This is a genomic window from Serratia sp. Tan611 (genome assembly GCF_905188235.1).
Lineage (GTDB): Bacteria > Pseudomonadota > Gammaproteobacteria > Enterobacterales > Enterobacteriaceae > Serratia_B > Serratia_B rhizosphaerae.
The window spans coordinates 4,425,941-4,448,253 of record NZ_LR994655.1 but is presented as its reverse complement, the minus strand read 5'-3'; the positions used below and the strand labels follow the sequence as shown (position 1 = coordinate 4,448,253).

The following is a 22,313-nucleotide window of genomic DNA, read 5'->3' as shown; positions in this document are numbered from 1 at the left end:
CGGCGATCGCGCGCAGATTCGCGTGCGAAATACTGCCGCCGGAGATGCGAAATTCTACGCGCTTCCTGTTAGACTCAAGGCTATGGATTTCTAAATTATGGCAGATTGATGAAAGTAGTCACTCAGGTTGCACAGCAGCGCAAGACGCTGGAAAACGCGGTTTCCCAGGCGCTGGATCTGGCGGCGGTCGGTTGCGATGCGGCAGAGGTCGCCGTGACGAAAACCACCGGCATCAGCGTCAGCACCCGCTTTGGCGAGGTTGAAAACGTCGAGTTCAACAGCGACGGCGCGCTGGGTATTACCGTCTATTATCAGCAGCGCAAAGGCAGCGCGTCGTCGACGGATCTCAGCCCGGACGCTATTGCGCGCACCGTACAGGCAGCGCTGGATATTGCCCGCTACACCTCACCAGATCCTTATGCCGGCCCGGCGGAAAAGGATCTGCTGGCGTTTGAAGCGCCGGATCTCGATCTCTTCCACCCGGCGGAACTGGATGCGGAACGCGGCATTGAACTGGCGGCGCGTGCCGAACAGGCGTCGCTTGGTGCCGATTCGCGCATCACCAATACCGAAGGCGGCAGCTTTAACAGCCACTACGGCATTAAGGTGTTCGGCAACAGCCACGGTATGCTGCAAAGCTACTGTTCCAGCCGCCATTCGCTGTCCAGCTGCGTGATCGCCGAGCATCAGGGCGATATGGAGCGGGATTACGCTTATACCATCGGCCGCGATCTGAACGATCTGGCCAGCCCGGAGTGGGTGGGCGAGGAGTGCGCACGCCGCACCCTGTCGCGTCTGGCGCCGCGCAAGCTGGCAACCATGAAGGCGCCGGTGCTGTTTGCCTCGGAAGTGGCGACCGGGCTGTTCGGCCATCTGGTCGGCGCCATCAGCGGCAGCAGCGTCTACCGTAAATCCACCTTCCTGCTGGACGCGCTCGGCACGCAAATTCTGCCGGAGTGGCTGACCATTGAAGAGCATCCGCATCTGCTGAAGGGGCTGGCCTCGACGCCGTTCGACAGCGAAGGCGTGCGCACCCAGCGTCGCGATATCGTGAAGGATGGCGTGCTGCAAACCTGGCTGCTGACCAGCTACGCGGCGCGCAAGCTGGGTCTGCACAGCACCGGCCACGCCGGCGGCATCCATAACTGGCGTATTGCCGGCCAGGGTAATGACTTTGCCGGCATGCTCAAGCAACTGGGCACCGGCCTGGTGGTAACCGAACTGATGGGCCAGGGCGTCAGCGGCGTGACCGGCGACTATTCGCGCGGCGCGGCGGGCTTCTGGGTGGAGAACGGCGAAATCCAGTATCCGGTCAGCGAGATCACCATTGCCGGCAACCTGAAAGATATGCTGCGTAATATCGTCAGCGTCGGCAGTGATATCGAAACCCGCAGCAATATCCAGTGCGGCTCGGTGCTGCTGCCGGAAATGAAAATCGCCGGTCAGTAATCACGGCGCGATGGCCGGCGCTGCGCCGGCCAGAATTTCTCTCTCCCCAGCCTTTAACCTTCCTTACAAATCTCTGGTTTCGCTTTTTCCGCATGCCGCCTATGTTAACCAGCGGTTAATTAAAACAATAACGGAAGGTGAGCATGAACAATACACTGAAAGCGCTGGCGGCGTTGGCACTGCTGGGCGTCAGTTCTCTGGCAACGGCGGCCGATCTTGATGAAAATATGGATATCATCGCCGGCAACTATAAAACCGCGTTAAAAACCGATTCCGCCGACAGTTTCAAACAAAGCCTGCAAAATATGCGCGCGGCCGCGCAGGACGCCAAGCAGGGCACGCCGCCCAAGCTGGAGGATAAAGCGCCGGACAGCCCGGAAATGAAGGGCTTCCGTCACGGTCTGGATACGCTGATCGGCCAGATTGACGCCTCGCTGGCGCTGGCGAATCAGGGCAAATTGGCCGAGGCGAAAAAGCAGGCGGAAGCCTTTAAAACCACCCGCGACACCTATCATCAAAAATATCGCTAAGCGCCGTGGCGGCGGTCTTCCCGCCGCTTATCGCTCCGCCGTGCCGCCCTGCAGAAAGCTGGAGGGCGTCTGCCCCAGCACCCGGCGGAACATGGCGGAAAACGCCGCGCTATTCTCATAACCCAGATCCAGCGCTATCTGCGTCACGCTGTCGCCGGCGGCCAGCCGCGCCAGTGCCAGCACCACCGCCGCCCGCTGCCGCCATTGTGAAAATGACATGCCGGTTTGCCGCTGAAAGAAACGGCTGAAGCTGCGCAGGCTCATATATAGCCGTTCGGCCCACTGCTGCGGCGGCAGATGAATATCCGGCCGTTGTAAAAACGCGTGGCACAGCGCATGCAGCCGCGCATCGGCCGGTAGCGGAATGTGCAGCGGCAATGCCGGCATGCGCACGATTTCATGCAGCAGCAGGGCGATCAGCGCGCCGTCGCGGCCGTGCTGCGCGTATTCAAGCGGCATCTCCACGGCGGCCATCAGCAACTGGCGCATCAGCGGTGAGATGCTGACCACCCGACAGGGCGCCGCACGCACCGTCTCCGGCAGGGCTGCCGGCTCGAGATACAGACTGTGGGTCGTCACGCCGATCATCGTCACCTGATGCGGCATGCCCGGCGGCAGCCATACCGCCCGCTGCGGCGGCACCAGCCAGTTGCCCTGCCGCGTCGTGACGTGCATGACGCCGGTGGCGCCGTACAGCAGCTGGGCGCGGCGGTGGCTGTGCATCGGCAGCAGATAGCCGGACGGATAATTTCTGGCGAGGGCGATAACCGGACGCGCCAGGTGATCGACTTCGTCGATCGGGACATTGTGCATCGGAGTTGCCGGGAAAGTTGACCGAAATGCAATGATAGATGGCATAACGGCGTATGCAAGCCAGAGACGATCGCTTTTATCCTGTCGCATTCTTTTCTGGGCAGGACATGGGTTATGACGGACGCTGTTATTCTGCTGGCCGCCGGTTTTCTGACCGGCATCAGCACCATTTTGTTTGGCTTCGGCGGTGGATTTGTGGTGGTACCGCTGGTCTACCATCTGATCGCCGGCGAGCAGCACGCACTGGCGATGCATATCGCCGTCGCGACTTCGACCACGCTGATGATTCTCAACGCCGGCTACGCCAGCTATAGCCAATGGCGTCGCGGGGCTTTACGGCGGGAAACGGTAATACCGCTGTTTTACGCGCTGGCGGGCGGTGCGCTGATCGGCGCGTTGATCGCCACGCGGCTGACGGACGGCCTGATCCGCCTGCTGTTTATCCTTTATATGCTGGTGACCATCATCGATTGCGTATGGCGTAAAGGTTTCCTGCAGAAAACCGCGCGACGTCCGTTGTCCGCCGCGACGTTATGGCTGGGCGGGCCGGCTATCGGCGTGATTGCCGCCATGCTCGGCGTTGGCGGCAGCGTGATGACGGTACCGCTGCTGCGGCGGCATGGTTATGAGATGAAATACTGCGTCAGCGCGGCCAATCCGCTGTCTATCGCCATCGCGGTGATGGGCGCCGGCATGTACGGCTGGCTGGGATACGGCAAGGTCGCCGGCGTGGGCTATCTGGGCTATGTCAATCTGGGGATGCTGGCCTGGCTGGCGCTGTCCGGCATGCTGGGGATGGTATTTGCCCGTTATGCGCTGCCGAAAATGCACGATGGGCTGCATGCGCGGGTATATGTATGGCTGCTGGTTCTGGTGCTGGTATCGATGCTGTTGTAACTGTACGGGCGGCGGAGGGCCGCCCGTCGTGCCGCTTAGCGGTGATATTCGCCAGCGGCTTCCGGTTGGTACAGCAGTTCCAACACTTCAATATCCGCCTGCTCGCCGTTCGGCAGCGTCCAGGTAATCTGCTTGCCGACGTGCATACCCAGCAGTGCCGCACCCAGCGGCGCCATCACGGACAGCTGTTCGTTGCTGTCCTTGAGCGAGGCGGGGTACACCAGGGTGCGCACGTGCTCCTCGTTGGTGTGCAGATCGCGAAAACGAACGATGCTGTTCATCGTCACCACATTGGCCGGGATTTGCGCCGGCGGCAAGATCTCGGCGCGATCCAGCTCATCGTTGAGTGCGGCGGCAATGTCGGTATGGGCGAAAGCCGGCTGTTCCAATAACGCATCCAGGCGTTCCGCATCCAGCTCATTAATCGTAATGATTGGTTTGGTCATTCCACTCTCCCGTTGTCCCCGGTGCCTGCAAGCGCCGGAGCTACATCAAAACACGCCGTGGGGGCGTTTTTTCCAAATAGTAAAAAGGCGGCATAAAGCAACACCCCGCGCCTGAAGGTGCGGGGTGTTGGCAATGTCGATGTGTCTTGCCGATAGTAGGCGCTTGGCCGCAGAAAAGAAAGAGATCTCGATCACGAACTTTTCTTCCACATTTTCGCCCAGGCGTGTGCGAGCGGTGCGTTATCCCATTGTATTTCCATTAACTTATCGCTAAATAATGCATTTTGAGAAACCGATCCCCATCCGTCACCTAATTTCCACTTTGAACTGGAAAAAAACGCGCTACACAAGCCATGTCGTCGGGGTTAGGGTAAAGCCATCAGATAAAGCGGTTTATTCAGCGCCGCTTTGTCACTCAATAATTAACGTCTGTATCCATGGGGTGACTGAAAAGTGAATGCAGGAGCAACTTCGGTAAAAACTGAACAGGCTGATATTGCGCAGGCGGCGGAAATAACCACCCAGCTGCTGGCGGATATTACTGAAATGTTAAACGCAGAGAACATTTATACCAACGAGGTGCAACAGCAAATGCTGGAATCACACGTACGCGCGATGGTATTACGCTCTATTACCGGCGAACCGCTGCCGGAAGTGGATAAATCTCTGTTTGATGAAATTTCGCAGCACTCGATGCAGCTGGCGCAGCGGGTGGTCGATCAATTAAAAACCTTGCCCATCGAGGAAGCCTATTTGCTTTCTGTGCATTTCGAAGTGGCAAAAGATAATAACCAATAATTAATTATCAATTATTATAAATCAGGAGAATATTTCATGAGTCAAATTACCGTAGTTATCGGCGATCGTCTGGGAAAAGGGCAGAAAGTGGGCCAGGGCGTTGAAAATGCCGGCGGAAAAGCAGTGGTCATCCCTGGCGTGGCGGCGGATATGAAGCTTGGCGATGTGATGAAGGCGGAAAATGCACAGCTGGGCATCTCGTTTTGCGGCAGCGGCGGCGCCGGTGCAATTACGGCGCAGACCAAGCATGGTTATAAAGCGAAATACGGCATGCGTTCCATTGACGAAGGCGTTACGGCGATTAATGAAGGCTGCAACGTATTAGGCTTCGGCTTTATGGATAAAGAAGAACTAGGTCAGAAATTGGTGGAAGCCTATATCAAAAAACACGGCGCGGCATAATGAAGGAACAATATACCACCTCAGTCACCGTTGCGGGCAAAGGCGATACGAAGGCCAAAGCCTTTGCCTCCGCATTGGCAAGCGTACAGGGCGCGGTATTAAAGTCCACCAGTAATATTCTGCTGCGTATCGAACCGCAGGACGTCAGCGTATTAAGTGCGGAAGAAAAAATAACAAAAGAAAGGTTTCTCTTTTTCTTCCTGCCGCGGGAAAGAAAAAGCTATGCAGTTTCATTGGAAGTAACCATAAATGTGACGGTCATCAACACTGAAAAGGTGGTCTTCACTACAAGATAAAAAACTGACAGATACCCGGAATTATTCATGTTACGGCGTTGTTGGCTTTAATTTGCAATTAATCGGGTATACGTGGAGAGATAAACAGATGTTTCTCATAATCTTATTTAAGTCGATTATTATCGGCGGGCTGGTAGGCGTTGGCGTCGGTGCTGGCGCCGCGCGTATGTTCCATGCCCCGACGACTCAGGGAATGGGGGCTTTCCGTACGTTAGGCGAGCTGAACTCTTGCGAGGGCGACCCGGCTTCGCACTTCTCATTTGGTCTGGGCTTCTTCTTTAACGCCTGGGCTTCCTCCGTAGCGGCCGGCGCCTTCACGCAGGATGTCGACCACCGCATTATTCCCAACTGGGGCGCTGCGGCGCTGATGATCAAAAACCGCAACGTGGCGCAAACGCTGCACGATCCGAAGAAAATGGCGATCGCCTGCGGCATCATCGGCATGATCGTGGTGGCCTTCCTTAACTCTACCGCCTCTGCGGTGCCGGCGGCACTGCAGGTGACGGCGATCAAGGTGCTGGTGCCGGCGGCCAACCTGCTGGTCAACACCGTGATGCCGGTGATCTTCTGGCTGGCGGCGATCGACGCGGGTAAACGTTCCGGCTTCTGGGGCACCATTTTCGGCGGCTTGGCGCAGCTGATCATGGGCAACGCCGTACCGGGCCTGGTGCTGGGGATCCTGATCGGCAAGGGCGTGGAAGAGAGCGGCTGGAACAAAGTCACCAAAATCATGATGGCGACCATCGTGCTGCTGTTCGTGCTGAGCGGCTTCTTCCGCGGTTTCGATATGGAACTGCTCAAATCTTTCAGCCTGGGCGTACCCGGCTGGCTGGATGCGATTCACAACGGCCTGAGCGGTAAATAAGGAGAGCGATGATGGAAGAACAAGTCCAACAAAAAGGCTTCTGGTATGCCGACTGGTCGTTCCCGATTTTTGTCGGCCTGCTGTCCGCCGGCGTGTTTGCCGGGACGCATATGTATTACCTGTACGGCATCGGCGCGTTTAACGAAGTGGCGTTTGTCTCAATGCTGCGCGCCGGCATGGATACCGGCGTCTATGGCGCGGTGGCGGCGTTCGGCGCCAGCTTCCTGTTTGCGCGCATTATCGAAGGCTCTCTGGTGGGGATCCTCGATATCGGCGGCGCCATTCAGACCGGGGTAGGGCTGGGCGTGCCGGCGCTGCTGCTGGGGGCCGGGTTCGTCTTCCCGGTGGCCAACTTCGCCGCATCGCTGGCGACCGGCCTGGTGATTGGCCTGGCGATTGGTTATCTGATCATTCTGGCGCGTAAATTCACCATCAATCAGAGCAACTCCACCTACGGCGCTGACGTGATGATGGGGGCGGGCAACTCCTCCGGCCGTTTCCTCGGGCCGTTGATTATTCTGTCCGCCATGACCGCGTCGATTCCTATCGGCATCGGTTCTCTGCTTGGCGCTTTACTGTTCTACATCTGGGGTAAACCAATCACCGGCGGCGCGATCCTGGGCGCCATGGTGCTGGGGGCGATTTTCCCGGTCGCCATTGCTTGACGTCCGGCTGTTCCCGCAGCAAGACAACTAATGTATACCCGGGCTTCACGCTGCGTACAGCGGCGTGAAGCCGGCGGGGTATAAGGAGTAATGAAGTATGTATGACTTGATAATCCGCCGCGCCCGACTGGCGGACGATACCCTGACGGACGTGGCGATCGCCGACGGTAAAATCGCCGCGGTCGGCCAGCTGTCGGCGGAAATGTCCGCCAAGCGCCAGTGGGATTTGGCGGGCAACTATCGTCTGAGCGCCGGCTGGATCGACGCCCATGTGCACTGCTACCCCTCTTCGCCTATTTATCACGATGAACCGGATCGCGTCGGCATCCATAGCGGCGTCACCTCGGTGGTGGACGCCGGCAGCACCGGCAGCGACGACATTGATGAGTTCTATACGCTGACGCGTAACACCAAAACCAACGTTTTCGCCTTCCTGAATATTTCGCGCATCGGTCTGCTGCGGCAGAACGAACTGGCCGATCTGAGCGATATCAACAAGCAAGGGGTGAAGAGCGCCATCGAGCGTCACAGCGGCTTTGTGATCGGCATTAAGGCGCGGATGAGCAGCAGCGTGGTAGGGCCAAACGGCATTAAGCCGTTGGTGCTGGCGAAAGAGATTCAGCAGGAAAATCAGCAGCTGCCGTTGATGGTGCACGTTGGCAACAACCCGCCGGATCTGGATGAGATTGCCGATTTGCTGACGCGCGGCGACATCATTACCCACTGTTATAACGGCAAGCCGAACCGCATTCTGACGCCTGCGGGCACGCTGCGTGAGTCGGTTCAGCGCGCGCTGAAGCGCGGCGTGCTGCTGGATGTCGGCCACGGCACCGCCAGCTTCAGCTTTGAGGTGGCGCGCCAGGCGATCGCGCTGGGCGTGCTGCCGCATACCATCAGTTCGGATATCTATTGCCGCAACCGCATCTCCGGCCCGGTACACAGTCTGGCGACGGTGATGTCCAAATTCTTCACTCTGGGCATGACGCTGCCGCAGGTGATTAATTGCGTGACGGAAAACGCCGCCTCGGCGCTGCGTCTGCCGAGCAAGGGGCAACTCAAGCCGGGCTTCGATGCCGATTTAACCCTGTTTGAGGTGCGTCAGGGGCCGCAGGTGTTTGCCGATTCCGAAGGGCAGTCCGCCACGGGCGAGCAACTGCTGGTTCCGCTGGCCGCAGTGGTGGCCGGGGAAGTCTTATTAACCGATGAAGGGAAGGCCGATCATGTCTTCGATCTATGAAAAATATAATTTAAAACAGGTGATTAACACCTCCGGCCGCATGACGATTCTCGGCGTTTCCACGCCGAGCCAGACGGTGATTGATGCGGTGGATTACGGCCTGAACCATTACTTTGAAATCAAAGATCTGGTGGATAAAACCGGCGCGTACATCGCCAGGCTGCTGAATGCGGAAGACGCGGTGGTGGTGTCCTGCGCTTCGGCGGGCATTGCCCAGTCGGTGGCGGCGGTGATCGTGCGCGACAACGCCAACCTGCTGGTGAACCTGCATTCGGCGCCGGTCAATGAACCGCGTGAGATCGTTCTGCCGCGCGGCCACAACGTTAATTTCGGCGCACCGGTCGACACCATGGTCGCCCTGGGCGGCGGCAAGGTGGTGGAAGCCGGTTACGCCAATGAGTGCTCGCCGCAGCAGCTTGCGGCCTGCATTACGCCGCAGACGGCGGCAATCCTGTACGTCAAATCACACCACTGCGTGCAGAAAAGCATGCTGTCGGTCGAGCAGGCCGCCGAGGTGGCGCGTCAGCATAATCTGCCGCTGATCGTCGACGCCGCCGCCGAAGAAGATCTGACGAGTTACTACCAGATGGGCGCGGACCTGGTGATCTACAGCGGCGCGAAGGCGATCGAAGGGCCGACCAGCGGGCTGGTGCTTGGCAAGAAACAGTACGTTTCCTGGGTGAAACAGCAGTCCGGCGGTATCGGTCGCGCGATGAAGGTCGGCAAAGAGGGCATCCTGGGCCTGACGCAGGCGATTGAAAGCTACCTGACGCAGGAAAAAACCAGCGGTGCGCAGATGGTCGAGCGTATGTCGGCGTTTATCGCCAATCTGAATACGCTGCACGGCGTCAGCGCGCAGACCGTCTGGGACAGCGCCGGGCGGGATATCGCCCGTGCGGAAATTACCTTTGACGAAGCCGCGATCGGCATCTCGACCTCGGAACTGGTGCAGGCGCTGAAGAACGGCGAAATCGCCATTTATTTCCGCGGTTACAAGGCCAACGAAGGCAAGATTGAAGTGGACGTGCGCAGCGTTGATGAAGCGCAGCTGATGACCGTATTTACCTGTATTAAACATTTATTGGAGAAACAAGCATGAAGCTGAAGCCAAACTATTACCGTGACCGCGTTTGTCTCAACGTATTGGCGGGGTCGAAAGACAACGCGCAGGAGATTTACGACGCGGCGGAAGGTCACGTGCTGGTCGGCGTGCTCTCCAAGAACTATCCGGACGTCGCCAGCGCGGTGGCGGATATGCAGCGCTATGCGCGCCTGATCGACAATGCGCTGTCGGTGGGGCTGGGGGCGGGCGATCCTAAACAGTCGGCGATGGTCAGCCTGATTGCGCAGCAGGTGCAGCCGCAGCACGTCAACCAGGTGTTTACCGGCGTCGGCGCCAGCCGGGCGCTGCTGGGGCAAAATGACAGCGTGGTGAACGGCCTGGTGTCGCCGACCGGCCGCGTCGGCCAGGTGAAGATCTCTACCGGGCCGTTGAGCGCCGACGCACCGGACGGCATCGTGCCGGTGGAGACCGCCATTGCGCTGCTGAAAGACATGGGCGGCAGCTCCATCAAGTATTTCCCGATGGGCGGCCTGAAGTGCAAGGACGAGTATCAGTATGTGGCGCAGGCCTGTGCCGAGCATGACTTCATGCTGGAGCCGACCGGCGGTATCGATCTGCAGAACTTCGAAGAGATCGTCGAGATTGCGCTGCGCGCCGGCGTGAAGCAGGTGATCCCGCACATTTACAGTTCGATCATTGACTCCGCCACCGGCAATACCCGTCCGCAGGATGTGAAAACGCTGCTGGCAATGACCAAAAAGCTGGTGGGCTGAACCCCGGCGTAAAAGACGGCGCCGCGTAGTGCGGCGCCCCGTTTTAATGGGCGTGGTCGGTTGTGCCCCTACCTCTATCAAGGATAAATATGCGAAACTGGGTTACCCTGCGAAGCGCTCCGTTATTGGGCGCAGTATCCCTGGCGCTGCTGGCGATGGCCAGCCCGGCGCTGCAAGCTGAGGACGCCATGACGACCACCTCATCCCGTTTTGCCTACATCGGCACCTACAATCCCAACGGCGAAGGCGTGTACCGATTACGCGTTGACGCCGCCAGCGGCGCGCTGAGCGATAAAACGCTGGTCAGCACGCTGGTCAATCCTGCCCAACTGACGGTCGATGCCCGCGGCAGAACGCTGTACGTCGCCAGCGAAGTCGGCACGGCGGATGACGGTAAGCACGGCACGATTGCCGCGCTGCGCATTAATGGCGAGGACGGCAGCCTGACGCCGCTCAATCAGGTGGATTCACAGGGCGCAGGCCCGGTATATCTTTCGCTGACGCCGAACGGCCGCCATCTGCTGGTAGCCAACTACCAGAGCGGCAGCGTGGCTGTCTTCCCGGTGGATGAGGAAGGCAAACTGGCGGCGGCCAGCTCGGTGCGGCAGCAGCAAGGCCCGGCCGGCGCGGCAAGGCCGGCGGCGGCGGTAGCCGGCAGCTTTGCCGTCAGCGATCATAACGGACCGCATGCGCATATGATCGCCAGCGATCCGAGCGGTAAGTTCGTGTTCTCGACCGATCTGGGACTGGATCGGATCTATCAGTGGCGTTTTGACGATGCCAGCGGTCAACTGACGCCGAACGATCCGCCGTGGATCGCCGCGTCGTCGGCGGGCGCGGGACCGCGTCATTTCGTCTTCCATCCTGACGGTAAAACGCTGCTGCTGGTGAATGAAGAGGCGTCCACGCTCACCAGCTATCGTTTTGACACGCAGCGGGGCACGCTGAGCCAGCTGCACGCGGCATCGACGCTGCCGGCGGATTATCAGGGCACCAGCTTCGCCGCCGGGCTGGCGCTGAGCCGGGATGGTAACAACCTGTACGTCGCCAATCGGTTGCACAACAGCATCGCACAATTTAGCGTCGGCAAGGCGGGCGAGCTGACGCCGGTGGCGGAAACCTGGACGCGGGGTGATTACCCGCGCACTATCACTCTGGATCCCAGCGGGCGCTATCTGTATGCGCTCAATCAGCGCAGCGACAACGTGACGCGTTTCGCCGTGGATCCACACAGCGGCAAGCTCAGTTTTATTGCAGGATATACGCCGGTGGGCAGCCCATCGCAGATGGTCTTTGCGCCGGCGACGCAGTAACTCTCTGGTCGGTTTAGCGCAGCCCGCCTCGCGCTGAGGCGGGCGCTTAACATTGGAATGACAATGGTGAGATTTCCTTATCCTCGTTTAGCTTATCTGTTTGATGCGTTGCAATCGGAAACCCTGCCACAGGATGAACTGGCGAAACGCCTGGCGGTTTCCACCCGTACGGTGCGTGCGGATATCACCGCACTGAATGATATTTTGGAAAAATACGGGGCGCGCTTTGTTCATAGCCGTGGCGCAGGCTATCGGCTGCAGGTGGATGACGCCAAGTTGTTCAATGCGCTGCAGCTGCAGGAACGCAGAAAGCATGCCACGCCGCGCAGCGCGCAGGAGCGCGTGCACGCCTTACTGGTGCGTTTTCTGACCTCAGCGTTTTCTCTGAAGCTGGAAGATCTGGCCGATGAATGGTTTGTCAGCCGCGGGACCTTGCAGAACGATATGGCTGAGGTGAGGGAGCGGCTGGCGGGCTACCAGCTGACCATTGAAACCAAACCGCGTTATGGCATGAAGCTGTTCGGCGCCGAAATGGCGATTCGCGCCTGCCTGACCGATTTACTGTTCCAGCTGCACTTGGCGAATGCGGAAAATCCGCTTCTGAATAACGATATCCTGCTGCAGCCGCAGGTGACGACCTTTGCCGGCCTGCTGCATCCGCTACTGTCGCAATACAATATTCGTCTGACCGATGAAGGCGAGCAGTATCTGATCTTTTACTGCGCCGTAGCGCTCAAGCGCATCAGCGACGGCTATCCGCTGCCGGAATTTGATGTGGAAGACGGCGACGAGGCGGTGCGCAAGGCGTCGACCTGGCTGGCGGGCGAGCTGAGCAAAGCCGCCGGCAAAGAGGTATCGGCGGCCGAAGAGGCCTATCTGCGGGTGAATATCGCCGCACGGCGGGTGCAGGAGGTGCGTCCGACCGAAATCAACGCCGACGATGAAGAAGCGCTGGTGGATTACATCCTTTCCTATATCAATACCCACTATAACTACAATCTGCAGGGCGACAAGCAGCTGCGCGCCGACCTGCTCACCCACATCAAAACCATGATTACCCGGGTGAAATACCAGATCAATATTCCCAACCCGCTGCTGACCAATATCAAACAGCACTACCCGATGGCCTATGACGTTACGCTGGCGGCGGTTTCCAGCTGGGGCAAATATACCCCTTACACGCTGAGCGAGAACGAAATCGGCTATCTGGTGCTGCATATCGGCGTCGGGCTGGAGCGGCATTACAACATCGGCTATGAGCGCCATCCGCAGGTGATGCTGGTATGCGACACCGGCAACTCGACGGTGCGCATGATCCAGGCGCAAATCGCCCGCAAATATCCGCAGCTGGTGATGACGCGCACCGTTTCACTGCGTGATTACGAAGTGCTGACGCATATCGACGAAGACTTTGTGATTTCCAACGCCCGCGTCAGCGAGAAGAACAAGCCGGTGGTGGTGATGTCGCCGTTCCCGACCGAATATCAGCTGGAGCAGTTGGGCAAGCTGGTGCTGGTGGACCGCACCAAGCCGTATATGCTGGAAAAGTTCTTCGATGCCAACCACTTTATGGTGGTCAATGAGCCGCTGACCCAGGAGCAGCTATTCCGCAAGGTGTGTGCGCAGCTGGAGCAGGAAGGCTATGTCGGCGAGGATTTTTATCCTTCGGTGGTGGAGCGCGAAGCCATCGTTTCCACCCTGCTCGGGGAAGGCATCGCCTTGCCGCACTCGCTGGGGCTGCTGGCGAAGAAAACCGTGGTGGTGACGCTGCTGGCGCCGCAGGGCATCGACTGGGGCGACGGCGAAATGGCGCACGTAATCTTCCTGCTGGCGATCAGTAAAAGCGACTATGAAGAGGCGATGGCGATTTACGAACTGTTTGTGACGTTTGTCCGTGAACGCTCGATGAGCCGGCTGCTGGGCAGCAATGATTTTGCCAGTTTTAAAGCGGTGGCGCTGGATTGCCTGAGCCGGATATAAACCGGTTATTTCTGAGTGTCCGGCTTCACGAATGCGCCGTCTTTGCATTGACCATTATTTATTTTATCTTAAAAATCAAAGGCTCTCTTTGCTGACAGGAGTCACAAGATGGCCACGTTTCCCCGCCGACCCGTAGAACCCGGCTACTGCGTTGTTGAAACGCCGGGTTCTTTAGCCTTTCAAGGAAGTACGCTGTTCGCCAATCCACGCAGTACTGCGGCCCGCTATTTTATGCAGATCAATGCGGATACGCCGTGGCTGAAGCCCGGGCAGATAGTGATTGTTGCCGATCCCGAACATTCACGTCAGGATGCGTTGCTACGGCAGTTATACCAGGCTAAGCGGGCGGTTAACCGGGCCATGGAGCCGGTTAACGTTGAGCAGGCGAACTTCCTCCAGCGCCACTATGCCGCTATTGCGACCATCCTTAACGGTACCAGCCGAGGGCTGGGGATGGTCAGCGATGCCGGCAAGCAGTACTTTATGCGCATCGACACGATTCTTAAGCAGATTGAGGCCAGCTATCAAAACCAGTTCCGCACTCAGGGAACGCTGATCGGCCAGCAGTTTTTTGTGGAAAGACAGCGGTTGTTTAACGAGTTGAAAGCATTGTTGGATAAACCGATCTTCAGTCGGCTCACGCGTAACCTCCTTAACCTGCACCCTTATGAGAGCATCAAACGAGCGCTGAACCTCTCCAGCTGTTCCATTGTGCATGAGTGGTCAACGGCGGGCGTCGGGGCGATAAAGGCCTATGCGAGCTACCTGGAGGGCACCGGCAAGGCGGTGAAGTTTATGAAAGGCGCGGGCTGGATTGGTATTGCGACCGCCGGGGCCAGCGCGACCAATGATATTTATCATGCCTGCACCCTTGGCCGAGAGAAGGAATGTACGCGGGTGGCGTTAAAAGGGTATGGTGCTTTTGGTGGCGGAGTATGGCTTGGTGCCGTTGGCGGTACTTGGGGAGCAGCAGCCGGAGGTGGGATTTGCCTGGCATTAGGCATTATCAGTGCCCCAACGGCAGGTGCCGCGGGTTTGGCCTGCGGACTTATAGGCACGGCCGCAGGAGGATTGGCCGGGGGATATGCGGGAGAAAAGTTGGGAGAATACGGTGGTAATAAGATGGCTGATTTACTACTGAAATAAGGGGCAGGGGAGATTTGCGATGTATACCTTTATTACTACGATATTCTTGGTCCTTTTTTTCGGTGGTATCGTGCTTGGCTTCGCCAGTATGGTGTATTTTGCGTTTATCCGCCGGCGCTATGAGCAGTTGATTTCCCTGTATCAACAGCAAGGTTTTTTTATGCCCAGCTACCATGCTTTTATGGTGCATTTGGGCTATTTCGGTAGTTTTTATCCCGTACGCTTTTTTTATCATTTACTGACAGGTAAAAAGATTAAAACGGGCCGCAACAGCTATCTCTCCAACGAGCCTTATGTTTTTTTAAGCTCACGCCCTGCGGCGGAGGTTGGCTGGGTAAAAGGCTACTATTATTTTTCGTTGGCCTGGCTGGTTTCTGTCACGATAGGCGCGGTGTTTGGGGGGATTGATATGCTATTGAGTCATATGTCGCCATAGAACGCTTGATGAGCCGACTTCAAATCGGTTGTGGGGGGATGCGGTCTTAAGCGCCGTCCGGCTCTTAATCTTCGTCGAAGCCGGAATTAAACAGCGCTATCACCGCGTCCAGCGCTTGCTGCGCCTGCGGGCCGCTGGCCTCGACCTCAATATGCCGGCCTTGGGCGGAGTCCAGCATCAGCAGCGCAATCACGCTGCTGGCTTCGGCTTCGGTACCGCTGTCGTTACGCAGAATCACCTCGGCGTCAAAACTCTGCACCAGTTCAAACAGCTTCATCGCCGGGCGGGCATGCATGCCCAGCCGGTTCTTGATTTCGACCGTTTGTTTGATGGTCATTGCTTGCGTTTTTCCAGCGTACGGTGGCGCGACTGCACGTTCTTGCCGCGCGAGCGGAAGTAGTCCGCCAGCTGTTCGGCCACGTACACCGAACGGTGCTTACCGCCGGTACAGCCGATGGCGACCGTCAGATAGCTGCGGTTGTTGGTTTCCAGCATCGGCAGCCATTGTTCAAGGTAGCTGCGCGTCTGGTAGATAAAATTATGCACTTCGGTATGGCGGTCCAGGAACGACGCTACCGGCTTGTCCAGACCGGTCATCGGCCGCAGCTTAGGATCCCAGTGCGGGTTCGGCAGGAAGCGGACGTCAAACACGTAGTCGGCATCGATAGGGATGCCGTGCTTGAAGCCGAAGGACTCGAACACCATGGTCAGTTCGCGTTCGCGTTTGCCCAGCAGGCGGGTGCGCAGCATCTCCGCCAGTTCATGGACCGACATTTCAGAGGTGTCGATGATCAGATCGGCGCGCGAGCGCAGCGGCTCCAGCAGGTCGCTCTCTTCATCGATGGCGCTTTCCAGCGACAGGTTTTTGCTGGACAGCGGATGCAGGCGGCGGGTGTCGCTGTAACGACGGATCAGCGTATTGCGGTCGGCGTCCAGGAACAGCAGTTGCGGGGAGAAGCTGTCCGGCAGTTGCGTCATCGCATATTCGAACACTTCCGGTGACTCCGGCATATTACGCACGTCGATGCTGACCGCAGCGGAGCTGTTGCGTTCCGCCAGCGTTTTGGCCAGCTCCGGCAGCAGCACCACGGGCAGGTTATCAACGCAGTAAAAACCCATATCTTCCAGCGCCCGCAAGGCGACGGATTTCCCTGAACCGGAACGGCCGCTGACAATCATCAGCACCATGTGGCAACTCCCCCTGGCATCTCGGCGGCGCTTCTGCCGCCGTTGGAAATATGAGCCCGGCGACGGCCGGGATCCGTGACAGACAAACAGTATCGTTATCGCCGGCGGAAGTCACGCCGGCAACCGGTTATTCCGTAATGATCTGATAAAGCTCTTCGTCGCTCTGCGCGGCGCGCAGGCGGCGGCAGACGGTTTTATCGGCCAGACGCTTGGCGACCAGCGACAGCGTATGCAAATGGGTCTTGCACTGATCGGCCGGTACCAGCAGGGCGAACAGCAGATCGACCGGCTGGTTGTCGATGGCGTCGAAGGCGATAGGTTGGTCGAGACGGATAAACACGCCAACGGCCCGCAGTGTGTCCTCTTCCAGCTTGCCATGAGGGATAGCGATACCGTTGCCGATACCGGTACTTCCCATGCGTTCACGGGTGAGAACCGCGTCAAACACTACCTGTGGCGACAGGTTGAGCTGTTTGGCTGCCAGTTCGCTGATAATTTCCAGAGCGCGTTTCTTGCTGTTGCAGTGTACCGAGCTTCTGGTGCACTCGATGTTGAGCACCGAGCTTAATTGCATTATTTCGTCGTTCATCTCATCTTCACTTAAAATCACACGCTTAAGCTTGCTTAGCGCTGGTTTGGCGGTGCCAAACGCTCTGCGACGTCGTTGCTTAACGAGGCGATTTTTCGTCTGTTAAACCCTGATGGCTTATCGGCGCGTTATTCTGCTGAATAACGCGCCGATGGCAGCCCGGTAGCACGAAGGCTACGTTCAGGCCGCTGCCGCGGACGGTAGCGGCCCAGATTGTCAGTGTTGCTTCAATTTGTCTTTATGTTTGTTCAATTGCCGCGCCAGTTTATCAATCAGGCAGTCAATTGCAGCATACATATCTTCTTTTTCCGAGGTGGCGTGCAACTCGCCTCCATTCACGTGCACCGTTGCTTCCGCAATCTGCTGCACTTTTTCCACGGTGAGCACGACATAAACCTGATTAATGCGGTCGAAATACTGTTCGAGCTTGGCGAACTTGGTATTCACGAACTCGCGTAACGGCTCGGTGATGTCGATGTGGTGTCCGGTAATGTTGAGCTGCATAATGTCTTCCTTCTCTATTGAGGTCAAACCAACTGTTTACGTTGGTTCGACGGCGGGATGGACAAAGACTCTCGGTACTTGGCGACGGTGCGCCGCGCCACCATGATGCCCTGATCGGCAAGCAGGGTGGCCAGTTTACTGTCGCTAAGCGGTTTGGCGGGGTTTTCCGCCGCGATCAATTTCTTCACCAGCGCGCGGATCGCCGTGGAGGATGCCTCGCCGCCGCTGTCGGTGTTGACGTGGCTGGAGAAGAAATATTTCAGTTCGAAGATTCCGCGCGGGCTGTGCAGGAACTTCTGCGTGGTCACGCGTGAAATCGTCGATTCATGCATCTCCACGGCCTGGGCGATATCCGCCAGCACCATGGGCTTCATAAACTCCTCGCCTTGTTCAAAGAACGCCTCCTGCTGCTCGACGATACAGCGCGTCACCTTCAGCAGCGTATCGTTACGGCTTTCCAGGCTTTTGATCAGCCATTTCGCTTCCTGCAGGTTACTGCGGATAAACTGGCCATCGGCTTCATTACGCGAGCTGTTGCCCAGTGCGGCGTAGTGTTGGTTGATCTTCAGACGCGGAATGCTGTCGGCATTCAGCTCGACCGTCCAGCGGTTGTGCACCTTGCGTACCAGCACGTCGGGAATGACATATTCCGACTCGCCGGTATTGATCGATTGCCCCGGGCGCGGGTCGAGCGACTGAATCAGCAGCATCGCTTCTTTCAGTGTATCTTCTTTTAGCCGGGTTGATCGCATCAGGCTGCGAAAGTCGTGATTGGCCAGCAGATCCAGGTGTTCGCTGATGATCAGCCGGGCTTCGGTGAGGAAAGGCGTCTCTTTGGCGTATTGAGAAAGCTGAACCAGCAGACAGTCGCGCAGGTCGCGCGCCGCGACGCCGATCGGGTCGAAACGCTGCACCCGTTTGAGTACCGCTTCCACCTCATCAAGCGTGACGTCTTCCGCGCCGACGCTTTCCAGAATCTCTTCCAGCGAGACGGTGAGATAGCCGGTATCGTCGACGGCGTCGACGATCGAGGTGGCGATAGCGGCGTCGGTATCGGAGAACGGGGTCAGATCCACCTGCCACATCAGGTAGTCCTGCAGCGTCTGGGTGGTTTCCCCCTGATAGACCGGCAGCTCATCGTCGCGGTAATCGGTGCCGGTGCCCGATGGCGTGCCGGCGGTATAGATTTCGTCCCAGGTGGCGTCCAGCGGCAGCTCGTCCGGCATCTCCTTTTGCTCCAGCGCCTCGCGGGTATCCAGACCTTCGGTGTCGTTGCCCTCTTCCGCGTCGATCTCATCGTGCGGGTCGGTTTGCTCAAGCAGCGGGTTGCTCTCTAACGCCAGTTGGATCTCTTGCTGGAGCTCAAGCGTAGACAGCTGCAGCAGACGAATGGCCTGTTGCAGCTGGGGAGTCATCGCCAATTGTTGGCTGAGCCTGAGTTGCAAACCTTGCTTCATAATGTTCTTTCTATTTTTCCGTTAACCGTCGCGTATCGCTGACGCAAGGCATTACAGGCGGAATTCTTCGCCCAGATAAACGCGTTTCACCTGCTCATCGCTCAGAATCGCTTCCGGCGTGCCGTGGGCGATCAGCTGGCCCTGGCTGACGATATAGGCGCGTTCGCAGACGTCCAGCGTCTCACGCACGTTATGGTCGGTGATCAGCACGCCCAGCCCGCTGTCGCGCAGGTGTTCGATGATTTTTTTAATATCGATAACGGAAATCGGGTCTACCCCGGCAAACGGTTCGTCCAGCAGGATGAATTTCGGGTTGGCGGCCAGCGCGCGGGCGATTTCGACACGGCGGCGTTCACCGCCGGACAGCGCCTGCCCCAGGCTGTCGCGCAGATGGGTGATATGAAACTCCTCCATCAGCTCGTTGGCCCGATCGGCGCGCTGCTCGCTGCTCAGATCGTCACGGATTTCCAGCACCGCCATCAGGTTGTCATAGACGCTCAGGCGGCGGAAGATCGAGGCTTCCTGCGGCAGATAGCCGATGCCGCGACGCGCACGGGCGTGCAGCGGCAGGATGCTGATGTCTTCATCATCAATGATGATGCGTCCGGCGTCGCGCTGTACGATGCCGACCACCATGTAAAAGGTGGTGGTTTTACCCGCGCCGTTCGGCCCCAGCAACCCGACGATTTCGCCGGAGTTCACTTTCAGGCTGACGTCTTCAACGACTTTGCGGCCCTTGTAGGCTTTCGCCAGATTTTCTGCGATGAGTGTTGCCATAAGTGATTAGTTACTCTTCTGACCGTTTTTATCCTGCAACTGCGACGGCACCAGCACGGTCTTCACGCGTTTGCCCTTGTCGCCGTATGCCTGCATTTGCTGCTGCTGCACCAGATAGGTGATGCGCTCGCCCTTCACGTTGCTGTCGAGCTGCTCCAGATAGGCATTGCCGGTCAGGGTCACCAGCTGCGGCGCCACGTCGTAGCGCACTTTCAGCGAGTGTCCTTTCACCGGTTTGCCGTTGTCCTGCATCTGGTAGAAGGTTACCGGCTTGCCGAAGGCTTCGATATAGGTTTTGTTCTGATCGCCGCCCGGACGGGTGACCACCACTTTATCGGCTTTAATCTCAATGGTGCCCTGCTTGATCACCACGTTGCCGGTAAAGGTGCTGACGTTGCTCTGCATATCCAGAGACTGGTTCAGCGAGTCAATGCTCACCGGCTGGTTGGCGTCGGACTTCAGCGCCAGAGCAGGGGCGCTGGCGGCCAAAACTAAGCTGCCGATCAACAGACTACGGAGTGGTTTTTTGAGTTTGAATTTCATAGTTGGTCTTAACCTTATCAATCAGCTCAGCGGTTTTGTCCCGCAGATTTCCGCGCATTTTCATGCCATTGGAATTAAAATTCGCGCCGTAAAGCGTAACTTCGTCATCGGAGGACACATCCTGGGTCACCAGATTTACCTGAGCATTGTCCGTTTTAATTTTTTCCAGCTGCGAGGTGGTGGTCAGGCTGTTCACCTCGACATGGCCGTACAGGTACAGCATACGGTCTTTGGTCAGTTTGGCGCGGTCGGCGCGTACCGACCAGGTGGCGACGGCGTTTTCGTCAAACAGCGTCATCACCGGCTGGGTGAACCAGCTCAGCTCTTCGGCGGTATAGTACTTGGCGCTCTCCGCCACCAGCTTATAATTTAATTTACCGGCCGGGTTGTAGACGACGGTGACCGTTTGCTGGCTCTGGTAGGTCGGATCTTCCGAGTTTACCGGCCCGGCCGTGGGTTCGTCATCGTAATCCGCCATATTCCAGCCGATCAGGGCCAGAACGATCAGCGCCAGTATAATGGTGATCCAGCGTTTGGTTTTGCTCATATCGACAGCCCTTTGGCGTCCTCCAGCTTGTTCTGAGCCAAAAGAATAATGTCGCACAGTTCACGCACCGCGCCGCGTCCGCCGGCGATGCGGGTGACGTAGTGGGCGCGCGGCGTCAGCAGCGGGTGGGCGTCTGCCACCGCCACGGCCAGGCCTACCTGCGCCATCACCGGCCAGTCGATCAGATCGTCGCCGATATAGGCTACCTGATCCGCCGACAGCGACAGTGTATCCAACAGTTCCCGGAAGGCCAAAAGCTTATCGGACTGCCCCTGGTACAGATAGCTGATGCCCAGCGTTTTTGCCCGGTCTTCCAGGAGCTTGGCAGAACGCCCGGTGATGATGCCGACTTCGATGTCTGAGGTTTTCAGACAGCGGATGCCGTAACCGTCGCGCACGTTGAACGCCTTCAGTTCTTCACCGTTGTTGCCCATATAAATCAGGCCGTCCGACAGGACGCCGTCGACGTCGCAGATCAGCAGACGGATTTTCCCGGCACGCGCCATCACGTCTTGCGTTACCGGCCCGTAGCAGGTTTCAACCATACTCATTGATTTTCCTAGTTATTCTATCAATAGGGCCGCGTTTAGGCGCCCCGTCGCCTGTAAAAACTTAAACAACGCCGGCGCGCAGCATGTCATGCATATGTACCACACCCAGCAGCCGGTCGCCATCGGCAACCAGCAGCGCGGTAATATGGCGCTGCTGCATCAGGTTCAGCGCGTCCACCGCCAGCGTGTGCGGCCGCACGCGTACGCCGCCGCGCGTCATGACATCGGCAATTTTGGCGCTGTTCAGGTCTATGCCCAGATCGAAGATGCGGCGCAGGTCGCCATCGGTGAAAATGCCGGCAATGTTCATCTGGTCGTCGCAGATGACCGTCATCCCCAGGTTTTTGCGGGTGATCTCCAGCAGCGCGTCGCGCAGCGTGGCGTCGGTGCCGACGTGCGGAATCTCGTCGCCGCCGTGCATGATGTCGCTGACGCGCAGCAGCAGGCGGCGCCCCAGTGCGCCGCCGGGGTGGGACAGCGCGAAATCTTCCGGCGTAAAACCGCGCGCCTTCAGCAGCGCCACCGCCAGCGCGTCGCCCATCACCAATGTTGCCGTGGTGCTGGTGGTCGGCGCCAGGCCCAGCGGACAGGCTTCCTGCGGCACTTTAATACACAGGTGGATATCCGCCGCCTTGCCCATTGAGCTTTCCGGGTTGTTGGTCATGCAGATCATCGGGATTTGCTGACGTTTCAGCACCGGAATCAGCGCCTGAATTTCACTGGATTCGCCGGAGTTGGAAATGGCAAGCACAATGTCCTGCGGCGTGACCATGCCAAGATCGCCATGGCTGGCCTCTGCCGGATGCACGAAGAATGAAGGGGTGCCGGTGCTGGCGAAGGTGGCAGCAATCTTACAGCCGATATGGCCGGATTTACCCATCCCCATCACCACCACTTTACCGCTGCAGGCGGCGATTTTTTCGCAGGCGCGGGTAAAGTCGTCATTGATGTAACTGTCGAGCTGCGCCAGCCCGTCACGTTCGATCTGGAGCACTTCTTTACCGGCCTGCTGAAAATCGAAGCCAGGTTGCAACTCAATATTCGACAT

At 58.0% G+C, this 22,313-nt stretch carries 27 protein-coding genes; 15 read left to right on the top strand and 12 right to left on the bottom strand.

Going from position 1 to position 22,313, the window contains the following annotated elements; all coding sequences use genetic code 11:
• The first annotated feature begins 108 nt into the window (after positions 1–108).
• Complete coding sequence (gene pmbA, locus TAN611_RS20965) at positions 109–1,449, top strand: metalloprotease PmbA (protein WP_105232779.1); 1,341 nt, start codon at positions 109–111, stop codon at positions 1,447–1,449.
• A gap of 143 nt (positions 1,450–1,592) precedes the next feature.
• Positions 1,593–1,979, top strand: coding sequence for a cytochrome b562 (gene cybC, locus TAN611_RS20960; RefSeq protein WP_111736296.1), 387 nt, complete (start codon positions 1,593–1,595; stop codon positions 1,977–1,979).
• Between the two features lie 27 nt (positions 1,980–2,006).
• Here cybC and TAN611_RS20955 read toward each other — a convergent pair whose 3' ends face one another.
• Positions 2,007–2,792: a helix-turn-helix domain-containing protein gene (locus tag TAN611_RS20955; RefSeq protein WP_197950590.1), complete on the bottom strand. Its 786-nt coding sequence runs from the start codon at positions 2,790–2,792 to the stop codon at positions 2,007–2,009.
• Positions 2,793–2,906: 114 nt separating this feature from the next.
• Between TAN611_RS20955 and TAN611_RS20950 the strand changes: the two genes are divergently transcribed.
• Positions 2,907–3,689, top strand: a complete 783-nt coding sequence (locus TAN611_RS20950) for a sulfite exporter TauE/SafE family protein (protein WP_105232776.1) — start codon at positions 2,907–2,909, stop codon at positions 3,687–3,689.
• 35 nt (positions 3,690–3,724) lie between these two features.
• On the opposite strand, the gene rnk is transcribed toward TAN611_RS20950, so the two are convergent.
• On the bottom strand, positions 3,725–4,135 hold the full coding sequence (gene rnk / locus TAN611_RS20945; protein ID WP_105232775.1) for a nucleoside diphosphate kinase regulator: 411 nt from the start codon (positions 4,133–4,135) through the stop codon (positions 3,725–3,727).
• 453 nt (positions 4,136–4,588) lie between these two features.
• Between rnk and TAN611_RS20940 the strand changes: the two genes are divergently transcribed.
• From TAN611_RS20940 to TAN611_RS20885, 12 genes are all read left to right on the top strand, one after another.
• Positions 4,589–4,933 carry a glycine dehydrogenase gene (locus tag TAN611_RS20940; RefSeq protein WP_111736298.1) on the top strand — a complete coding sequence of 115 codons (345 nt, stop codon included), beginning with the start codon at positions 4,589–4,591 and terminating at the stop codon, positions 4,931–4,933.
• A gap of 36 nt (positions 4,934–4,969) precedes the next feature.
• On the top strand, positions 4,970–5,335 hold the full coding sequence (locus tag TAN611_RS20935) for an SFCGS family glycine-rich protein (RefSeq protein WP_105232773.1): 366 nt from the start codon (positions 4,970–4,972) through the stop codon (positions 5,333–5,335).
• Complete coding sequence (locus tag TAN611_RS20930) at positions 5,335–5,631, top strand: DUF4312 family protein (RefSeq protein WP_105232772.1); 297 nt, start codon at positions 5,335–5,337, stop codon at positions 5,629–5,631. Before TAN611_RS20935 ends, TAN611_RS20930 begins: the two co-directional genes overlap by 1 nt.
• An 88-nt stretch (positions 5,632–5,719) precedes the next feature.
• Positions 5,720–6,496 (top strand): DUF4311 domain-containing protein, encoded by a 777-nt coding sequence (locus TAN611_RS20925; RefSeq protein ID WP_105232771.1) that lies wholly within the window; start codon positions 5,720–5,722, stop codon positions 6,494–6,496.
• Between the two features lie 11 nt (positions 6,497–6,507).
• A complete protein-coding gene (locus TAN611_RS20920) occupies positions 6,508–7,161 on the top strand; it encodes a DUF4310 family protein (RefSeq protein WP_172606327.1) in 654 nt (217 codons plus the stop codon).
• A gap of 97 nt (positions 7,162–7,258) precedes the next feature.
• A complete protein-coding gene (locus TAN611_RS20915; protein WP_105232769.1) occupies positions 7,259–8,398 on the top strand; it encodes an amidohydrolase/deacetylase family metallohydrolase in 1,140 nt (379 codons plus the stop codon).
• A complete protein-coding gene (locus TAN611_RS20910) occupies positions 8,382–9,497 on the top strand; it encodes a DgaE family pyridoxal phosphate-dependent ammonia lyase (RefSeq protein ID WP_111736300.1) in 1,116 nt (371 codons plus the stop codon). The genes TAN611_RS20915 and TAN611_RS20910 overlap by 17 nt, the downstream gene beginning before the upstream one ends.
• Positions 9,494–10,234 (top strand): KDGP aldolase family protein, encoded by a 741-nt coding sequence (locus TAN611_RS20905; RefSeq protein WP_105232767.1) that lies wholly within the window; start codon positions 9,494–9,496, stop codon positions 10,232–10,234. The genes TAN611_RS20910 and TAN611_RS20905 overlap by 4 nt, the downstream gene beginning before the upstream one ends.
• Before the next feature lie 89 nt (positions 10,235–10,323).
• Positions 10,324–11,547, top strand: a complete 1,224-nt coding sequence (locus TAN611_RS20900; RefSeq protein WP_203066967.1) for a lactonase family protein — start codon at positions 10,324–10,326, stop codon at positions 11,545–11,547.
• 63 nt (positions 11,548–11,610) lie between these two features.
• The gene (locus TAN611_RS20895; protein WP_105232765.1) at positions 11,611–13,527 is read left to right on the top strand and encodes a transcription antiterminator; all 1,917 of its coding nucleotides are present in this window, start codon (positions 11,611–11,613) and stop codon (positions 13,525–13,527) included.
• A 108-nt stretch (positions 13,528–13,635) separates the two neighbouring features.
• Positions 13,636–14,673 (top strand): hypothetical protein, encoded by a 1,038-nt coding sequence (locus tag TAN611_RS20890; protein ID WP_203066966.1) that lies wholly within the window; start codon positions 13,636–13,638, stop codon positions 14,671–14,673.
• A gap of 19 nt (positions 14,674–14,692) precedes the next feature.
• Positions 14,693–15,109, top strand: a complete 417-nt coding sequence (locus TAN611_RS20885; RefSeq protein WP_203066965.1) for a hypothetical protein — start codon at positions 14,693–14,695, stop codon at positions 15,107–15,109.
• 64 nt (positions 15,110–15,173) lie between these two features.
• On the opposite strand, the gene npr is transcribed toward TAN611_RS20885, so the two are convergent.
• The 10 genes from npr to kdsD form a co-directional block, all read right to left on the bottom strand.
• On the bottom strand, positions 15,174–15,446 hold the full coding sequence (gene npr / locus TAN611_RS20880; protein WP_015962012.1) for a PTS phosphocarrier protein NPr: 273 nt from the start codon (positions 15,444–15,446) through the stop codon (positions 15,174–15,176).
• Entirely contained in the window at positions 15,443–16,297 is an 855-nt protein-coding gene (gene rapZ, locus TAN611_RS20875; RefSeq protein ID WP_015962011.1) for an RNase adapter RapZ, read from the bottom strand. Before rapZ ends, npr begins: the two co-directional genes overlap by 4 nt.
• A gap of 127 nt (positions 16,298–16,424) precedes the next feature.
• Complete coding sequence (gene ptsN, locus TAN611_RS20870; protein WP_105232762.1) at positions 16,425–16,886, bottom strand: PTS IIA-like nitrogen regulatory protein PtsN; 462 nt, start codon at positions 16,884–16,886, stop codon at positions 16,425–16,427.
• 216 nt (positions 16,887–17,102) lie between these two features.
• The gene (hpf, locus tag TAN611_RS20865) at positions 17,103–17,390 is read right to left on the bottom strand and encodes a ribosome hibernation promoting factor (RefSeq protein WP_015962009.1); all 288 of its coding nucleotides are present in this window, start codon (positions 17,388–17,390) and stop codon (positions 17,103–17,105) included.
• 23 nt (positions 17,391–17,413) lie between these two features.
• Positions 17,414–18,847 carry an RNA polymerase factor sigma-54 gene (rpoN, locus tag TAN611_RS20860; protein WP_105232761.1) on the bottom strand — a complete coding sequence of 478 codons (1,434 nt, stop codon included), beginning with the start codon at positions 18,845–18,847 and terminating at the stop codon, positions 17,414–17,416.
• 51 nt (positions 18,848–18,898) lie between these two features.
• Positions 18,899–19,624 (bottom strand): LPS export ABC transporter ATP-binding protein, encoded by a 726-nt coding sequence (gene lptB, locus TAN611_RS20855; protein ID WP_105232760.1) that lies wholly within the window; start codon positions 19,622–19,624, stop codon positions 18,899–18,901.
• A gap of 6 nt (positions 19,625–19,630) precedes the next feature.
• Entirely contained in the window at positions 19,631–20,167 is a 537-nt protein-coding gene (gene lptA / locus TAN611_RS20850; RefSeq protein ID WP_105232759.1) for a lipopolysaccharide ABC transporter substrate-binding protein LptA, read from the bottom strand.
• Positions 20,136–20,714, bottom strand: a complete 579-nt coding sequence (lptC, locus tag TAN611_RS20845) for an LPS export ABC transporter periplasmic protein LptC (protein ID WP_105232758.1) — start codon at positions 20,712–20,714, stop codon at positions 20,136–20,138. The genes lptA and lptC overlap by 32 nt, the downstream gene beginning before the upstream one ends.
• Complete coding sequence (gene kdsC, locus TAN611_RS20840) at positions 20,711–21,265, bottom strand: 3-deoxy-manno-octulosonate-8-phosphatase KdsC (RefSeq protein ID WP_054307545.1); 555 nt, start codon at positions 21,263–21,265, stop codon at positions 20,711–20,713. Before kdsC ends, lptC begins: the two co-directional genes overlap by 4 nt.
• Positions 21,266–21,326: 61 nt before the next feature.
• Complete coding sequence (gene kdsD, locus TAN611_RS20835; protein ID WP_105232757.1) at positions 21,327–22,313, bottom strand: arabinose-5-phosphate isomerase KdsD; 987 nt, start codon at positions 22,311–22,313, stop codon at positions 21,327–21,329.

Excerpts from the sequence above, each read along its gene's own strand:
- lptB (WP_105232760.1), bottom strand. The coding sequence starts at position 19,624 with ATGGCAACACTCATCGCAGAAAATCTGGCGAAAGCCTACAAGGGCCGC.
- TAN611_RS20935 (WP_105232773.1), top strand. The coding sequence starts at position 4,970 with ATGAGTCAAATTACCGTAGTTATCGGCGATCGTCTGGGAAAAGGGCAG.
- kdsC (WP_054307545.1), bottom strand. The coding sequence starts at position 21,265 with ATGAGTATGGTTGAAACCTGCTACGGGCCGGTAACGCAAGACGTGATG.
- TAN611_RS20955 (WP_197950590.1), bottom strand. The coding sequence starts at position 2,792 with ATGCACAATGTCCCGATCGACGAAGTCGATCACCTGGCGCGTCCGGTT.
- TAN611_RS20910 (WP_111736300.1), top strand. The coding sequence starts at position 8,382 with ATGTCTTCGATCTATGAAAAATATAATTTAAAACAGGTGATTAACACC.
- rnk (WP_105232775.1), bottom strand. The coding sequence starts at position 4,135 with ATGACCAAACCAATCATTACGATTAATGAGCTGGATGCGGAACGCCTG.
- cybC (WP_111736296.1), top strand. The coding sequence starts at position 1,593 with ATGAACAATACACTGAAAGCGCTGGCGGCGTTGGCACTGCTGGGCGTC.
- pmbA (WP_105232779.1), top strand. The coding sequence starts at position 109 with ATGAAAGTAGTCACTCAGGTTGCACAGCAGCGCAAGACGCTGGAAAAC.
- TAN611_RS20915 (WP_105232769.1), top strand. The coding sequence starts at position 7,259 with ATGTATGACTTGATAATCCGCCGCGCCCGACTGGCGGACGATACCCTG.
- TAN611_RS20900 (WP_203066967.1), top strand. The coding sequence starts at position 10,324 with ATGCGAAACTGGGTTACCCTGCGAAGCGCTCCGTTATTGGGCGCAGTA.
- TAN611_RS20925 (WP_105232771.1), top strand. The coding sequence starts at position 5,720 with ATGTTTCTCATAATCTTATTTAAGTCGATTATTATCGGCGGGCTGGTA.
- TAN611_RS20905 (WP_105232767.1), top strand. The coding sequence starts at position 9,494 with ATGAAGCTGAAGCCAAACTATTACCGTGACCGCGTTTGTCTCAACGTA.
- rpoN (WP_105232761.1), bottom strand. The coding sequence starts at position 18,847 with ATGAAGCAAGGTTTGCAACTCAGGCTCAGCCAACAATTGGCGATGACT.
- kdsD (WP_105232757.1), bottom strand. The coding sequence starts at position 22,313 with ATGTCGAATATTGAGTTGCAACCTGGCTTCGATTTTCAGCAGGCCGGT.
- hpf (WP_015962009.1), bottom strand. The coding sequence starts at position 17,390 with ATGCAGCTCAACATTACCGGACACCACATCGACATCACCGAGCCGTTA.
- TAN611_RS20890 (WP_203066966.1), top strand. The coding sequence starts at position 13,636 with ATGGCCACGTTTCCCCGCCGACCCGTAGAACCCGGCTACTGCGTTGTT.
- TAN611_RS20885 (WP_203066965.1), top strand. The coding sequence starts at position 14,693 with ATGTATACCTTTATTACTACGATATTCTTGGTCCTTTTTTTCGGTGGT.
- TAN611_RS20950 (WP_105232776.1), top strand. The coding sequence starts at position 2,907 with ATGACGGACGCTGTTATTCTGCTGGCCGCCGGTTTTCTGACCGGCATC.
- TAN611_RS20895 (WP_105232765.1), top strand. The coding sequence starts at position 11,611 with ATGGTGAGATTTCCTTATCCTCGTTTAGCTTATCTGTTTGATGCGTTG.
- TAN611_RS20930 (WP_105232772.1), top strand. The coding sequence starts at position 5,335 with ATGAAGGAACAATATACCACCTCAGTCACCGTTGCGGGCAAAGGCGAT.
- npr (WP_015962012.1), bottom strand. The coding sequence starts at position 15,446 with ATGACCATCAAACAAACGGTCGAAATCAAGAACCGGCTGGGCATGCAT.
- lptA (WP_105232759.1), bottom strand. The coding sequence starts at position 20,167 with ATGAAATTCAAACTCAAAAAACCACTCCGTAGTCTGTTGATCGGCAGC.
- ptsN (WP_105232762.1), bottom strand. The coding sequence starts at position 16,886 with ATGAACGACGAAATAATGCAATTAAGCTCGGTGCTCAACATCGAGTGC.
- TAN611_RS20920 (WP_172606327.1), top strand. The coding sequence starts at position 6,508 with ATGGAAGAACAAGTCCAACAAAAAGGCTTCTGGTATGCCGACTGGTCG.
- rapZ (WP_015962011.1), bottom strand. The coding sequence starts at position 16,297 with ATGGTGCTGATGATTGTCAGCGGCCGTTCCGGTTCAGGGAAATCCGTC.
- lptC (WP_105232758.1), bottom strand. The coding sequence starts at position 20,714 with ATGAGCAAAACCAAACGCTGGATCACCATTATACTGGCGCTGATCGTT.